The sequence below is a fragment of the Streptomyces sp. NPDC111606 genome, from assembly GCF_055656945.1.
The window spans coordinates 547,520-562,725 of the sequence record NZ_JBVKBY010000006.1; the positions used below are offsets into that span (position 1 = coordinate 547,520).

The following is a 15,206-nucleotide window of genomic DNA, read 5'->3' on the forward strand; positions in this document are numbered from 1 at the left end:
GCGGGGAAGGTGAACGGGAGCGGGGGGATGGGCAAAGCTTGGTGATGGTGCGTCAGTTAGGGGCGTGGGGGCCGTCGTAGAGGTTCCAGGGCAGGTGTTGGTACTCGCGGTCGCACGGGGTGCCGGCGGTGACGTGGTAGTCGCCGGCGGTGAGGTCGACACAGGAGGAGACGAGGGTCGTCCAGTGCCTGACGGCGGGCTTGCGCGGGTCGGCGTGGGTGCACAGCGACTCCGGGAAACCGAGGTGGTCCGACAGCGCGTCCTTGATCAGCTTGCGCGACTCGTCGGCGCCGCCGGAGTCACGCAGTCGTCGCAGGCCCTGCTCGGCGCGGGGTACGCGCACCAGGGAGTCGGCGGCGATCGGGCGGTAGCCGTCGGCGAGGGCGGCGGGGATGCCCGCCTGGTAGTGGTTGCCGTGCACCAGGAGCCCGTCGTCGGGGTACAGCCAGCCGTGGCCGGCCGGGGTGGTCTCCAGGTCGATGGCGAAGCCCTCGCGGCAGGTGAGGAGGGCGTTGCTGGCGATGTGCGCGCGGGTGTGGCACAGCACGTCCAGCGCGTCGCTGATGTTCGCCTGGTCGAGGACGCTGCGGCGGACCACGGTCTGCGGCAGGCCGACCGCTTCTCCGAACCGCCCGCCGAGGCCGTTGGCGTTGAGCGCGATCCCGGCCGAGTTGGCGCCCTGGCGGCCGATCTGGCCCGCCTCCACCTGCATGATCAGGGTGGGCCTGGGCGGCTGGACGATCCGCAGCATGACGACGGTGTCGGCGACGCCGGCCCGCCAGTCCCAGTTCTGCCCGGCCCACACGTGCCCGTCGCCGCTGGCCGGGCCGTGCACGGCGAAGGAGGTGCAGCCCTCGGCGGGCTCCTCCTCGCGCATCAGGGCGAAGGACTCGTCGTAGATGACCTCGCCGCGGGCGTTCAGGGCCAGGATGTCGAGCAGGTCCAGGCCGGCACCGTCCGCGATGCCCTGCATCTCCTCCAGCAGGTGCGGGGCGTGGTCGCCGACCGGTTTCAGCCAGCGGGCGGCCCGGGCGGTCACCTGGCGCCAGGTCAGGCCGGAGGACACGCCGAACGCCTCCGCGTAGTAGCCGAGCGCGATCCCGAGTTGGGGAGCCACGGCCTCGCCGTACTGTCGTCCCCGTTCGAGGGGGGTCCCGGAGATCTCGATGACCGGCAAGCTCTGTTTCACGCGGGGCTCCTCGGGGACACGTCAGTGCTGTAACGTCTGTTCCGAAAACTCTTCACCTTGGAACGAGATGTTCAGAGCGTAATGGCCGAAACGTGAGAGTCAATACCTGTAATGAAGAATCCAGAATCCGGTAGTGCGGGACCCGGGGGTCTCACGCGGCTGCGCGCCGCCGTCCGCGACATGTGGGAGGAGCTGTCCGCGTCGGAACGGACCGTCGCCCAGTACCTCGCCAGCGCCCCCGCCGAGCAGTTGATGTTCGCCAGCGCGCAGGAACTGGGCGCGGCCAGCGGCACCAGCAATGCCACCGTCGTACGCGCTCTGCAGCGCCTCGGCTACGCCGGCCTGCCCGCGCTCAAGCGGGAACTCGCCGCCGACTTCACCTCCGCGCTCGCCCCCGAGGTGCGGCTCCAGCAGCGCATCGCGCACGTGGGGCAGGACCTGGAGGGCATCTGGAACGACGTCTTCGACGAGACGCAGGAACGCATCGACCAGTGCCGGCGGCTGACCGGCGCCGACGCGCTGAAGCGTGCGGTCGAGGTGCTCGCGGAGGCGCGTGAGGTGTTCTGTTACGGCGTCGCCGCGTGCGAACTCGCCGCCCGGCACCTGGCGTTGTCCCTAGGCCGGATCGGGCGCCGGTCCCGTTTCGTCGGCGAGACCGGCTTCGCCCTCGCCGACCCGCTGCTCACACTCGGGCAGGGCGACGCCGTCGTCGTCTTCCAGCCGGGGCGTCGGCTCGCCGAGCTGAATGTCGTCGTCGAGCGGGCGCGCGCGGTCGGCGCCAGGGTCGTCTTCGTGACCGACGAGCTCGGGGAGGTCTTCGAGGACCGCATCGACGCCGTCCTCACCGCCCCCCACACCCCGACCGGCAACACCAACGAGGCCCTGACCGGCCTCGTCGTCGCCGACGCCCTCGTCCTCGCCCTGACCACCCTGGACGAGACCCGAGCGGTCGAGCACTCCCACCAGCTGACGGCATTGCGGGAGCAGTTGCTGGCGCAGAAGGAGCCGCGCCCGCGCAAGACCTGAGCCGCCGGCTGCCTACGGCTGCAACGGCCGTAACGGTCCTTACGACTCGGCCGGAGCGGCCCCCGGATCCGCCAGGGGCTGTTCCGTCCAGATCACCTTGCCCGCCGCCGAGTACCGGGTACCCCAGCGCTCGGCGAACTGCGACACCAGGAACAGTCCCCGGCCGCCCTCGTCCGTCGCGGCCGCGCTGCGCAGGTGGGGGGCGGTGCTGCTGCCGTCGGAGACCTCGCAGATCAGGGCGCGGTCGCGGATCAGGCGGACGCGGATGGGGCCGGTGGCATGGCGCAGCGAGTTGGTGACCAGCTCGCTGAGGATCAGCTCGGTCGTGAACGCCTCCTCCGACAGACCCCAGTCGTCCAGCGTCCGGGTGGCCGCCGCCCGGACCCGGGCCACGGCGGAGGGGTCGTCCGGGACGTCCCAGGTCGCCGAGTGATCGGCGCTGAGCAGCCGCGTCCGGGCGACGACGAGGGCGATGTCGTCGCGCGGCCGCTCCGGCAGCAAGGTCTCCAGTACGGCCTTGCACGTCTCCTCCGGCGTCCGGCCACCCGTCGGCGGCGTCGCCGCGAGTGCCCCGCGCAGCCGCTCCAGGCCCTCGTCGATGTCCTGCCCCTGGCGCTCGACCAGCCCGTCCGTGTACAGGACCAGCCCGCTGCCCTCGGGCAGCCGCAGCTCGGTCGCCTCGAAGGGCAGGCTGCCGCTCAGACCCAGCGGCGGCCCGCCGGCGACGGCCGGGAACTCGACGCCGCCGTCGGGGTGGACGAGCGCGGGTTCGAGGTGGCCGGCGCGGGCGAGGGTGCACAGCCCGGTGGACGGGTCGTACACGGCGTACAGGCAGGTGGCCCCGGTGACCGGTGCGCTCTCGTTGTCGCCGTCGTCCTCGTCCTGGTCGATCCGGGCGACCAACTCGTCCAGATGTCCGAGGAGTTCGTCGGGCGGCAGGTCCAGGGTGGAGAAGTTGTGGACCGCCGTACGGAGCCGCCCCATCGTCGCCGCCGCATGCAGTCCGTGTCCCACGACGTCCCCCACGACCAGCGCCACCCTCGCCCCCGGCAGCGGGATCACGTCGAACCAGTCCCCGCCCACCCCGCCCTGCGCCGCGTGCGCGGGCAGATAGCGGTAGGCGACGTCCAGGGCGCTCTGGTCGGGCAGCGCACGGGGCAGCAGGCTGCGCTGGAGGGTGACCGACAGGGTGTGCTCGCGGGTGTAGCGACGGGCGTTGTCGATGCTGACGGCGGCGCGAGCCACCAGCTCCTCCGCGAGGGACACGTCCTCCTGCTCGAAGGGCTCGGGCCGGTCGGCGCGCCAGAAGGTGGCCATCCCCATGATCACGCCGCGGGCGCGCAGCGGGACCGTGAGCATCGTGTGGATGCCGAAACCCACGATGCGGCGGGCGTTCTCGGGATCCTGCACCTGCCAGCCGGAGAAGGCGGGCATGTCCGCCTCCAGCACGGAATCGCCCGTACCGAATCCGAAGGCCTGCGGTGTGCCCTCGCGGAAGTGGATCAGCTTGCCGATCGGATAGAGCGGGCTGCCGTCCCGTGCGCCCCGGAAGGCGACCCGGCGCATGTCCGCGCGGCCCTCCCTGGGCTCCCCGCCGCGCAGCACCGGATCCGCCAGGTCGACGGAGACGAAGTCCGCGAACCGCGGCACCGCGAAGTCGGCCAGCTCCTGCGAGGTGCGGGTGACATCAAGGGTGGTGCCGATCTCCAGACCCGCGTCGTACAGCAGTTTCAGCCGCTCCTGCGCCACGTCCGCCCTGCCGGTCAGCGTCCGCAGCTCGGTGGTGTCCCGCAGGGTGGCCACGCTGCCCGGCGGACCGCCGTCCTGGTCGGTCGACCGCTGGCTGACGGCCAGCAGCCGGCCCCGGGCCAGGTGCACCTCGTCGGTGGCGTCCCGCCCGGAGGCGAACAGCCCGGCGAGGTCGCGCGCGATGCCCAGGTCGGGGCAGGGCCGCCCCTCCGCGTCCGCGGGCAGTCCGAGCAGCCGGCGCGCCTCGTCGTTCGCCAGCGCCAGTCGGCGGCGGCCGTCCATGATCAGGACGCCCTCCCGTACCGAGTGCAGGACGGCGTCGTGATGCTCGTACATCCGCGTCATCTCGGCGGGCCCCAGCCCGTGCGTCTGGCGCAGCAGCCGCCGGCTGACCAGCGCGGTGCCGCCGGTGGCCAGGGCGAGGGCGGCCGCCGCCGAGCCGAGCAGCACCGGCAGCTGGTTGTCGACGACCCCGCCCACGCTGGCCAGCGTCACCCCGGCGGACACCAGCCCGACGACCTTGTCGTCGCCGTCGGTCACGGGGACCACGGCGCGCACGGACGGCCCCAGGGTGCCGGTGTACGTCTCCCGTACGACCCCGCCCGCCAGGGCCGGTGCGATGGTGCCGACGAAGTGTTTGCCGATCCGGTCGGGGTTGGGGTGGGTGTAGCGGATCCCGTCCGTGCTCATCACGACGATGAAGTCCACGTCGGTCGCCTCGCGCGCCGCCTCGGCACGTGGCTGGAGCGCAGCGCTCGGATCCGGATCCGCCAGGGCGTCCACGACACCCGGCGCCTTCGCGAAGGACTCGGCCACGGCGAGGGACCGGTTGCCTGCCTCCCGTCTGGTGTCGGTGCGGACCTGCAGCACCAGGGCCACCACTGCGGCGGCGACGAGGAGGACGACGATCGCCGCCTGCAGCACGAAGACCTGCCGGGCGACGGTACGCAGGCTCACCAGCGACCGCAGGCGGCCGATGACTGCGGCCATGCCTCATTTCTAACACCGTTGGACGAGGTGGGCACGGTTCGTTCCGTGAGCAGGGCCGGGAGGGGGTGCCGGGTGGTGCCGTCGTTCGGGTGCGGCGCCGTTGTGGTCGGTCGCACGGTTCCCCGCGCCCTGCGGTACTACGGCGAGCAGGAACCGACGCGTCCGGCCTCGGGCACCTCACGGTCGGCGGGGGTGCCGGCCGGGGCCGGCATGCGCAGCAGCAGCAGTGCCGCGTCGTCGTGGAGCCGGCCGCCCACATGGGCCAGCAGCTCGTCGTGGAGGGCGGTGACGGTGTGTGCCGGTTCGTCACACGTGTGCCGTTCCAGCCCCTCGGCGAGCGGGTAGAACTCCCGCTTGTGGTCGCGGGCCTCGGTGACGCCGTCGGTGTACAGCAGCAGCTGGTCCCCGTCGGCGAAGGGCAGCACATGCAGTGCCGGCGTCTCACCCGAGAGGGTGCGCAGCCCGAGGGGCGGGGCCGGACGTTCCGGGTCGACCGCCACGACGACGGAGTCGCGCACCAGCAGCGGCGGCGCGTGACCGCAGTTGACCACCTCCAGCTGCCCGTCCCGGGGGTACCCGGCGACCACGGCGGTGACGAAGTCGTCGCTGCCCAGGTTGCGCGCCAGGCTCCGCTCGATGCGTGCGACGACGGCGAGGAGGTCGGGCTCGTCGTACGCGGCCTCGCGGAACACCCCGAGCACCAGAGCCGCGGTCCCCACCGCCGGCAGCCCCTTGCCGCGCACGTCGCCGACGATCAGCCGGACACCGTACGGCGTGGACACGAGCGCGTACAGGTCGCCGCCGATCCGGGCCTCCGCCGCGGCGGCGCTGTAGCGGACGGCGACCTGGAACGGCCCGACCGTCGCCGGCACCGGCTGCAGCAGCGCGTGCTGGGCGGCCTCGGCGACGGAACGCACGGCGGCGAGCACCCGCTCGCGTCGCCCGCGCAGCGCGCTGGCCAGGCTCCCGGCCAGGGTGACGGCCATCAGGGCGGCCAGCACGACGGCCAGCTCACTGGCTCCGGCGTCGTCACGGATGCCGAGGACCGCGCCCAGGGCGGCGGCGAGAAGTCCCAGCCACAGGACTCCGCGCGGCCCGTTGGTGGTGGCCGCGAGCGCGGGACCCACGGCGAGAAGCGGCAGCCAGGTCATCCCCGATCCACAGACGAGATCGACGAGCACGATCGCGGAGACGATCAGTATGGGCAGTACGGGCGTGGCGGCGACCAGTCGCCTCGGCCAGTGGTAGCGACCGTGGTGCGGGGCCTGGCTCATGTCTTGTGGGATGTCCTCACCTGTGAGTGGGGGGCGCTTCCGGGGTTTATGTCCGGTTTATTCAGGAAAGCGGTTCGACCCCGGATGGGACAAGGACACGGATTTCAGATAGTGAGCGAGAGGCCCCGGGTCACGCGGCTCGCGGTCGGGAGCAGGCGCGCCCGGACCTCCTCCAGACGGGCCCGCGTCTCCTCCAGCCGGGTGCGCCGGTCGGCCCGCAGCGACACTCCGAGCGAGCCGAGGGTGCCCCCGCTGTAGACGGGCACCGCGACGCAGACCGTGCCGAGGGTGTACTCCTCCATGTCCGTGACCGCCGGGGCCAGGGGCTCGGAGTCGAGCCGCCGGATGAGCTCCGGAGGGTCGGTGATGGTCCTGGGCGTGAGGTCCGCGAGCCGATGCCGGGACAGGTAGTCCTTGCGTGACTCCTCGTCCAGCTCACGCAGCACGGACTTGCCCAGCGCGGTGGCGTGTCCCGCGTCCTCGAACCCCACCCAGAGATCGACCCGGGGAGCGCGGGGGCCGTCCACGATCTCGGCGACCCGGATCTCGCCGTCCTCGTAGAAGGTGAGGTACGCGGCGGTCGACAGCTCGTCCCGCAGCGCGGCGAGCGTCGGGCGTATCCGGCTGAGCAGCGTCTGCGCCCGGCCCGATGTGTGCAGGGTGCCGATCCGGTCGCCCAGGATGAACCCGCCGTCGTCGAGCTTGCGCACATATCCGTCGTGGACCAGCGTCCGCAGCAGGTGGTACGCCGTGGCCAGGGGCAGGCCCGTCTCCCGAGCCAGCTGCTTGGCCGGCGCGCCGTTCTCGTGCGCGCTCATCGCCTCCAGCAGGCGGAAGGCGCGCTGTACGGAGCCGATGAGCGTAGGGCCCTCCTGAGCACCCATAGGAACAGCGTGCGCCGGGCGCCCGCCGCGGGCAAGGCGGGCCCGCTCCCCGGGACGGGACCGAACCGGGCTTACAGCACCCGCGCCACGAGAAGAGCCACGTCGTCGTGGTCGTCGGGGTGGCGCAGGCCGTACAGCAGGAGGTCGCAGGTCTCCTCCAGCGGCCTGCGGGGTTCGTCGAGGAAACCGAGGAGGACGCTCAGGCGGTCGTCTATGGGGTGGAGCCGGGTCTCGACGAGGCCGTCGGTGTAGAGGACCAGCAGATCGCCGGGGCCCAGCTCGACCGTGGTGGTCCCGAACGGGATGCCGCCCACCCCGAGCGGGGCGCCGGCCGGCAGTTCGAGCAGCTCCGGGGCGCGGCCGGGGCGGGCCAGCGCGGGTGGCATGTGTCCGGCGTTGGCGATGTGGCACTGCCGGGAGCGGGGGTCGTACACCGCGTACAGGCAGGTGACGATGTAGTGCTCCAGATCGCAGGTGATCTTGTCCAGGTGCTGGAGCACGGAGCCGGGCTCGAGGTCGAGGTCGGCGTAGGCACAGGTGGCGGTGCGCAGGCGGCCCATGGTGGCGGCGGCGTCGATGCCGTTGCCCATGACGTCGCCGACGACCAGCGCGGTCTTGTCGTCCTCCAGCGGAATGACGTCGTACCAGTCGCCGCCGACCTCGCTGGTGGCCTGGGCGGGCTGGTAGCGGGAGGCCAGCTCCAGACCCGTGTGGTGCGGCGGATGGTCGGGCAGCAGGCTGCGCTGGAGGGTCAGGGAGGTGTTGCGCACGCTCTGGAACCAGCGGGCGTTGTCGATGGCCACGGCGGCCCGGCCGGCCAGCTCACTGGCCAGGACGACGTCGTCCTGGTCGAACGGCAGTGGATTGCGGGTGCGCTTGAGGTCGAGGGCGCCGAGCACCTCACCGTGCGCGATCAACGGCACGGCCAGATAGGAGTGGACGCCCGCCCGCGCCAGCAGGGCGGTGGCCTCGGCGTCCTTGGCGATACGCGGCAGATCCTGCTCGCCGACATGGCGTACGAGGATCGGCCGGCCGGTGTGCACGCACAGGGTGACCAGCCGGTCGCCGTCGTACGCGGCGAGGTCGCCGGGGGAGTCGGCGGCGCGCAGCGCCACGCTCGGGTAGGCCGCCTTCAGCGCGAGCGCGCGGAACAGCTCCGGGCCGTTGTCCGGCTTGCGGTTGCGCCGGCAGGCCAGCGCGGCGTCCAGGACGTCCACGGCCACCACGTCGGCCAGCTCGGGAGTGGCGACCTCCGCCAGCTCGTGGGCGGTCCGGTCCACCTCCAGCGTGGTGCCGACCCGGGTGGAGGCGTCGGCGATCAGGGCCAGGCGCCGCCGGGCCCGGTCGGCCTCGGCTGCCGCGCGGTGCCGCTCGGTGACGTCGACGAACGAGATGGCCGCGCCCAGGACCCGCCCGCCCGGGTCCTCCAGCCGATAGAAGGACAGCGACCAGGCATGCTCGGTCTCGGGGTCCGCCGGCGGGCGGCCCACGTGGTACTGGTCCAGCAGCGGCGTACCGGTGGTGAGCACCTGGCGCAGACAGGACTCGATCGTGTCGATGTCGGGCAGCGGCAGCGTCTCCCGCAGCCGGCGGCCGACATGGTCCTCCGCCGGGGTGGCGTCGATACGCTCCAGTCCCGGGTTGACCAGCAGATAACGCAGGTCCGGGTCCAGGAGCGCGATCCCGATCGGGGACTGGTTGATCAGCCGCTCGCACAGCGCCAGGTCCGTCTCGACCCGCTGGAGCAGGGAGTGGTCGGCCGCGATGCCCAGGGCGTAGACGTCACCGAGATCGTCCAGCAGCCGCATGTTGCGGAACTCCGTCAGCCGGGTGCTGCCGTCCTTGTGCCGCACCGGGAAGGTGCCGGCCCAGCTGCGGCCGGTCTCCAGCACCTCCGTGAACAGCTGCACCACGGCCGGCAGCTGGTCGGGGTGGATGAACAGGCGCGTCGCATGCGTGCCGAGGGCCTCGTCGGCGGTGTAGCCGAAGAGCTCCTCGGCCTGCGGGGTCCAGAACACCACGCGCCCGTCGGCGTCGACGACCACCGCGGCCACGCTCAGCACATCGAGCAGCCCGGTCGGCCGGGGCGGCTCCGGCGCGTACCCGCCGCCCGCGGACTCGAAGGATCCAGCTGTCATCCCAGCTCCTCCTTCACCGCCGGCATGGCCTGCCGGCCTCTGCCACGATCGGGTACCACGATTGGGGCGAACGGCACATCCATGCTCCCTCCGGCCTCTCCGCCCTGCCCGGTGAGAGGCCGTCGACGAGTGGCCCGGTCCCGCCCGCACCTCCACGCAACGGGACCGGGGCCGTCGGCCCGTGCACATCGGGCGGACAAGCAGGAACATGGTCGTGTGGAGGACGGGACCCATGGACGCTGCTTGAGGACCCATGGATGATGCGCGAGAAGAACCGCAGGCGCCCACGTCCGGAGGACCGAGCGCCCTCTTCGACGCGTCCACCGACGCGGCGGCGGTCGTGTCCGGACGCGGTGTGGTGATCGGCTGGACCCGGGCCGCGGAGGAACTCCTCGGCCACCCCGCCGCGCAGATCGTCGGCTCGCCCGCCACGCGGCTGCTTGCGATACCGAGTGACCCGGTCCGTGCGGCCGGCGTCGCCGAGCGCTGCCGGGCCGGCATGGGATGGAACGGACTCATTCCGCTACGGCACCGTGACGGCCGCCGCGTCGACGCGGACCTGCGGGTCTCCGCGTCCTTCCGCATCGCGGCGGACGAGTGCTTTCTGATCTCGGCACGGGAGCTGCGGCAGCAGTGGGCGGTGGGCCAGTCCATGCTCGACGGATTCCTGACCCGCTCACCGGTCGGCATGGCCGTGATGGACACCGAGCTGCGCTACGTCTGGCTCAACGACACCCTGGAACGCTTCGGCGGTGTCCCTCGCGAGCAGCGCCTCGGCCGTCGGCTGAGTGAACTGCTGCCAGGGCTGCAGGCGGAGACCATCGAGGGCCGGATGCGCAAGGTCCTGGAAACCGGCCTGCCCGTCACCGACTACGAGTACGTGGGATGGAGTTGGGCCGACCCGCACCGCCAGCACGCCTACTCCACCTCCTTCTTCCCTCTCGTGGACCCCGACAACTCGATCACCGGCGTCTGCTACATGGTTCTGGACGTCACCGAGCGGTGGAACGCCCGGCAGCTGTTGTCGCTGGTCAGCGAGGCCGGAACACGCATCGGTACGACGCTGGACGTGCTGTGGACGGCTCAGGAACTGGCCGACTTCGCCGTTCCGCGCTTCGCGGACTTCGTCGTCGTGGACCTGCTGGAGCCGGTGCTCAGCACCGAGGGGCACGGCACGTGGCTGACCGACGCGGGCCCGGCCCCCGCCAAGCCGGTGATGCGCCGGGCCGGTATGAGCTCGGTGCGCGAGGGCTGCCCGGAGGCCGTGGCGCGAGTGGGGGAGCGGGTGGACTTCGTCCCGCCGCCGCACGACGCGCATCTGCTCATCGACGGAGGGCCGATCCTCATCCCGGTCCTCGACCCCTCCGACGAACTGTGGACCTCCGAGCAACCCGCGCGAGCGGCCAGCATCCGCGAGTTCGGCCTGCACTCCCTCATCTCCGCGCCGATGCGGGCACGGAACACCACCCTGGGCCTCACCACCTTCGTACGCTCGCGCAATCCCGTCTCGTTCCAGCCCGACGACGTCCTCGTCGCCCAGGAACTGGTGGCCCGAGCGGCCCTGTGCGTCGACAACGCCCGCCGTTACACCAGGGAACACACGGCCGCAGTCACCCTGCAACGCAGTCTGCTGCCACAGGCCCTGACGGGGGGTACGGCACTGGAGGTGGCATCCTCGTATCTGCCGGCGGACCCCAGCGGCGGGGTCGGCGGGGACTGGTTCGACGTGATCCCGCTGTCCGGGGCCCGGGTGGGCCTCGTCGTCGGCGACGTCGTCGGCCACGGCATCACCGCGGCGGCCACCATGGGCCGGCTGCGCACCGCCGTACAGACCCTCGCCGACCTGGAGATGCCGCCCGACGAACTGCTCGCCCACCTCGACGACCTCGTACTGCGCCTCAGTGAGGAGCGGCCCGAGGGCGACACGGCCGGGGCGGCCCACCAGGGCACGACCGGCTTCCTCGGCGCGACCTGCCTGTACGCCGTGTACGACCCGGTCACCCGATGCTGCACGATGGCCCGGGCCGGACATCCGCCGCCGGTCGTCATCGCGCCCGACGGGCAGGTCTCCTACCCGGAACCCCCTGCCGGGCCCCCGCTCGGGCTGGGCGGCATGGCTTTCGAGGCCGGCGAGATCGAACTCGCCGAGAACAGCCTGCTCGGCCTGTACACCGACGGCCTCGTCGCGGACGCCGACCGCGATGTGGAACGCGGCATGGCCCGGCTCGGCGAACTGCTGTCCCGACGGGACCTCGACCTCGACACGCTGTGCTCCTCCGCGGTGCGGGAGCTCGTGCCCGTGCCGCAGCCCGACGACATCGCCCTTCTCCTGGCGCGCACCCACGCCCTGGGCGCCGAGCAGGTCGTCTCGTGGGACGTGCCCGTCGACCCGGCCGCCGTCGCCGATCTCCGGGCCCGGGCGACCCGTCAGGTCACGGACTGGGGTTTCGCGGAACTGGCCATGACGACCGAGCTGGTCGTGAGCGAGCTGGTCACCAACGCCATCCGCTACGCCGAACCCCCCATACGCCTGCGCCTCCTCCGCGACACCCGTCTGACCTGCGAGGTCGCCGACGGCAGCAGCACGGCCCCCCGACTGCGACACGCCCGCAGCATGGACGAGGGCGGCCGCGGCCTGTTCCTGGTGGCCCAACTCTCCCACCGCTGGGGCGCCCGCTACACGGCCGGCGGAAAGATCATCTGGGCCGAACAGGAAATCCCCTGACCCCCGACAGCGGTGTGCCGGGCCCGAGTACACGGGCCCGGCACTTCAACCGACGTGCGAATCCCCTAGGGGACCAGGATCAGCTCCTCGTCTCCGCCATCACCACCCGTGCTGCTTCTTGTCGTGGCCGGAGTGCTTGGGCTTGTCGGGGTGCTTCGGGTAGTCCGGCTTGACGGGCTTGTCGGGGTGCTTGGGGTAGTCGGGCTTGACCGGCTTTACGGGGTGGGCCGGCTTGCTGGGGTAGTCGGGCTTGACGGGGTGGGCCGGCTTGCTGGGGTAGTCGGGCTTGACGGGCTTTACGGGGTGGGCCGGCTTTGCGGGATAAGCGGGCTTCACCGGGTGGGCGGGCTTCACCGGCTTTGCCGGGTAGGCAGGCTTCGCCGGGTACTCAGGCTTGACCGGCTTGGCGGGGTAAGCGGGCTTGACGGGGTGTGCCGGCTTGGCCGGGTAGTCGGGCTTCACGGGCTTGGCCGGGTACGCGGGCTTCGCCGGGTATTCAGGCTTCACCGGCTTGACGGGGTGTGCCGGCTTGGCCGGGTAGTCGGGCTTCACTGGCTTGGCCGGGTAGGCAGGCTTGGCGGGGTATTCGGGCTTGACCGGCTTGGCCGGGTACGCAGGCTTGCTGGGGTATTCCGGCTTGACTGGCTTGGCGGGGTACGCGGGCTTGGCCGGGTAGTCGGGCTTCACTGGCTTGGCCGGGTACGCGGGCTTGGCGGGGTATTCGGGCTTGACCGGCTTGGCCGGGTAGGCAGGCTTGGCGGGGTATTCGGGCTTGACCGGCTTGGCCGGGTAGGCAGGCTTGGCCGGGTATTCGGGCTTGACCGGCTTGGCCGGGTAGGCAGGCTTGGCGGGGTAGTCGGGCTTGACCGGCTTGGCCGGGTACGCAGGCTTGCTGGGGTATTCCGGCTTGACTGGCTTGGCGGGGTACGCGGGCTTGGCCGGGTATTCGGGCTTGACCGGCTTTGCCGGGTAGGCAGGCTTCGCCGGGTATTCAGGCTTCACCGGCTTGGCGGGGTACTCCGGCTTGACCGGGTGCACCGGCTTGGCCGGGTATTCAGGCTTCACCGGCTTGGCGGGGTACTCGGGCTTGACCGGGTGAACGGGCTTGGCCGGGTACTCCGGCTTCACCGGCTTGACCGGGTACTCGGGTTTGACCGGGTGCACCGGGTAGGCGGGCTTCTCCGGGTGCACCGGATACGCCGGCTTGGCGCCGTGTGCCGGGTGCGCGGGCTTGGCCGGGTACGGCGGGTGCGGGGTGGTGTCGTCCTGGGCGTGGGCGGTGCCCGCGCTCGCCAGTGCGGCTGCGGCGAGCGCGGCAGCCATGGCCGCAGGCGCCAGAACAGATCGCCATTTCGGCGATGTCGTCATCTTCCACTCTCCTCGACTTGGTTCAGGGCCTCGTGACGGTTGGTCAGCACCAAGAGCCGGACAGTGGAATGAATAGGAAATACGGTGATATGAATAACGCCGCGACGGTCATAAGCCACCGGATGGTGTAGCCCCCGGGGGCCAGTTGGCCCGGAGCCCGGCGAGACTCAGGGGGTCCTGCCCGACGGAGGCGAGGCGACCACGACCCCGGGTGTCAGGACACCGGCCCTCGCCCGTCCCGCAACCTCTCGGCGAACGCTCGCGCCGCGGCCAGGTCCACGGCGTTCGGCCGCTGCTTGTTGATGCCGCCGACGAGCTTGAACGGCGTCCAGGTGTCGAACGCCCGGCACGAGAAGCTCCCGTCCACCTCGAAGCCCTTGCCCTTCAGGAGCTGCACGAGGGGGCGAGTGAAAGGCGCCGGCGGAATCTCGGGGAGCCCGCTGGTGGCGAACACGAACGCCCGGCCCCGCCCGGCCGGCAGTGCTTTGACGAACTCGGTCAGCCGAGGGTGGAGCCTGCCGTGGAAGACGCCCGAGCCGAATCCCACGAGGTCGGCCCCGGCCAGCTCCGCCAGGTCGGCCTGCTCGGGCGCGACGACCTTCGCGCCGAGTACCCCGGCCATGCTGTCGGCGACACGACGCGTATTGCCGTGCGACACGGAGGCGCACACGATGACGGTCTTCATCCTCACGATCCCTTCTCTCGCTTCCGTAGAGGGGACCGCGCAGAGGTGCTCAGACGTGACAGCACCTGAATGTGACGCAGCGTCATCACCTGTGCAGCGGTGGCCACGTGCGCGCTGAACCTCCTGGTGAGGCGCTCGAAAACCAGTGGCGCGGCGCCGGTGTGCGCCCATACCGTGCTGCCGATCCAAGTCGCCCAGGCAAGGACGTGCCGTTGTACACCGTGTGAGACCTCCCGAGAGCTGATCTGTCGCGCGTCGCGCATGTGCGCCGCGCTCCTTTTTGCTGCGGATTTCTCACTGAAACCGGTGTACTCCTGTGCTCAATAGCTGGGTGGTTATGCCCACCTGCCTGCCGCTCGTTCTCCGCCGTTGCCACACATGCGCGTCCGAGCGCTTCCGGGCGAACGGCAAGTTTCGCGTCAACGCAAACCACAAGCTCCTCGACGCCTGGCTCCTCGTGCTCTGTATCTCTTGCGGGGAGACCGCGAAGCTCACGGTCCTGGAGCGGATGAACGTGCGCTCCGTACGACCTGACCTGCTGGACCGGCTGCACGACAACGACCTTGGTCTCGCCGCCGAGTTGCTCCAGGATCCGGTCGTGCAGCGCCGCAATCGCATCGCCCTCGACTGGGACAACGCCTGGCGCCTCGACACCGGCGGATCGGATCACCTGGACCGTGAGGTGATCGACGTGTCCGTCCGCTTCGAGGCGCGGATCCCCGTCCGGCCGGTGCGACTGATCGCTGAAGGCTGCGGTCTTTCACGGGCCGAGGTCGAGAGACTGATCGCGGAGGGGAAGCTCGTTTCGGCAGCCCGGCTGAGCGGCAAGCTCTCCGGCGACTTCACCTTCACACTCAAGCGCTGAGCCTGCCCTCCAGGGTCTGTCCGGCAAGACTCGCCGGACGGCCCCTGGCGGGCCACTCCCCGCCTAGAGCCAGTCCCGCCGCTTGAAAATCACGTACAGACTCACGCACACCACGCCCATCAGGCAGATCGCGAAGGGATATCCGAAGGTCCATCCCAGCTCCGGCATGTGCTGGAAGTTCATCCCGTAGATCGTTCCGACGAGTGTCGGCGCGAACAAGATGGCCGCCCACGAGGAGATCTTCTTGAAGTCCTCTACCAGGCGGCCCTGACCTGTGGCGATGTCGCAGGACTGGTCTCTGACCTGGGCTGAT

General features: G+C 71.3%; 10 protein-coding genes and 1 pseudogene. 3 read left to right on the plus strand and 8 right to left on the minus strand.

Translation table 11 applies throughout. The features are described from left to right. Positions 1-52: 52 nt before the first annotated feature. The gene (locus tag ACZ7M7_RS23985; RefSeq protein WP_451172024.1) at positions 53-1,189 is read right to left on the minus strand and encodes a C45 family autoproteolytic acyltransferase/hydolase; all 1,137 of its coding nucleotides are present in this window, start codon (positions 1,187-1,189) and stop codon (positions 53-55) included. A gap of 111 nt (positions 1,190-1,300) precedes the next feature. Here ACZ7M7_RS23985 and ACZ7M7_RS23990 point away from each other — a divergent pair, with 111 nt between their 5' ends. Continuing rightward, positions 1,301-2,215 (plus strand): MurR/RpiR family transcriptional regulator, encoded by a 915-nt coding sequence (locus tag ACZ7M7_RS23990; RefSeq protein ID WP_383609442.1) that lies wholly within the window; start codon positions 1,301-1,303, stop codon positions 2,213-2,215. 39 nt (positions 2,216-2,254) lie between these two features. Here ACZ7M7_RS23990 and ACZ7M7_RS23995 read toward each other — a convergent pair whose 3' ends face one another. The 4 genes from ACZ7M7_RS23995 to ACZ7M7_RS24010 form a co-directional block, all read right to left on the minus strand. Continuing rightward, positions 2,255-4,954 carry a SpoIIE family protein phosphatase gene (locus tag ACZ7M7_RS23995; protein ID WP_472120122.1) on the minus strand — a complete coding sequence of 900 codons (2,700 nt, stop codon included), beginning with the start codon at positions 4,952-4,954 and terminating at the stop codon, positions 2,255-2,257. A 137-nt stretch (positions 4,955-5,091) separates the two neighbouring features. After that, positions 5,092-6,228 (minus strand): PP2C family protein-serine/threonine phosphatase, encoded by a 1,137-nt coding sequence (locus tag ACZ7M7_RS24000; RefSeq protein ID WP_451172018.1) that lies wholly within the window; start codon positions 6,226-6,228, stop codon positions 5,092-5,094. A 104-nt stretch (positions 6,229-6,332) separates the two neighbouring features. After that, positions 6,333-7,112, minus strand: coding sequence for an IclR family transcriptional regulator (locus ACZ7M7_RS24005; protein WP_472120124.1), 780 nt, complete (start codon positions 7,110-7,112; stop codon positions 6,333-6,335). Between the two features lie 71 nt (positions 7,113-7,183). Continuing rightward, positions 7,184-9,250: a SpoIIE family protein phosphatase gene (locus ACZ7M7_RS24010; RefSeq protein WP_472120126.1), complete on the minus strand. Its 2,067-nt coding sequence runs from the start codon at positions 9,248-9,250 to the stop codon at positions 7,184-7,186. A 253-nt stretch (positions 9,251-9,503) separates the two neighbouring features. Here ACZ7M7_RS24010 and ACZ7M7_RS24015 point away from each other — a divergent pair, with 253 nt between their 5' ends. Then, positions 9,504-11,975 (plus strand): SpoIIE family protein phosphatase, encoded by a 2,472-nt coding sequence (locus ACZ7M7_RS24015; protein ID WP_472120128.1) that lies wholly within the window; start codon positions 9,504-9,506, stop codon positions 11,973-11,975. A gap of 99 nt (positions 11,976-12,074) precedes the next feature. Here the strand turns inward: ACZ7M7_RS24015 and ACZ7M7_RS24020 are convergent, their stop codons facing one another. Further along, the gene (locus ACZ7M7_RS24020) at positions 12,075-13,343 is read right to left on the minus strand and encodes a hypothetical protein (protein ID WP_472120130.1); all 1,269 of its coding nucleotides are present in this window, start codon (positions 13,341-13,343) and stop codon (positions 12,075-12,077) included. Positions 13,344-13,557: 214 nt separating this feature from the next. After that, on the minus strand, positions 13,558-14,028 hold the full coding sequence (locus tag ACZ7M7_RS24025; RefSeq protein WP_472120132.1) for a flavodoxin family protein: 471 nt from the start codon (positions 14,026-14,028) through the stop codon (positions 13,558-13,560). Between the two features lie 316 nt (positions 14,029-14,344). On the opposite strand from ACZ7M7_RS24025, the gene ACZ7M7_RS24030 reads away from it, so the two are divergent. Continuing rightward, complete coding sequence (locus tag ACZ7M7_RS24030; protein WP_472120134.1) at positions 14,345-14,893, plus strand: DUF1062 domain-containing protein; 549 nt, start codon at positions 14,345-14,347, stop codon at positions 14,891-14,893. Between the two features lie 63 nt (positions 14,894-14,956). Here the strand turns inward: ACZ7M7_RS24030 and ACZ7M7_RS24035 are convergent. Beyond that, a pseudogene (locus tag ACZ7M7_RS24035) lies at positions 14,957-15,148 on the minus strand (CorA family divalent cation transporter); the annotation flags it as partial. Between the last annotated feature and the right edge of the window lie 58 nt (positions 15,149-15,206).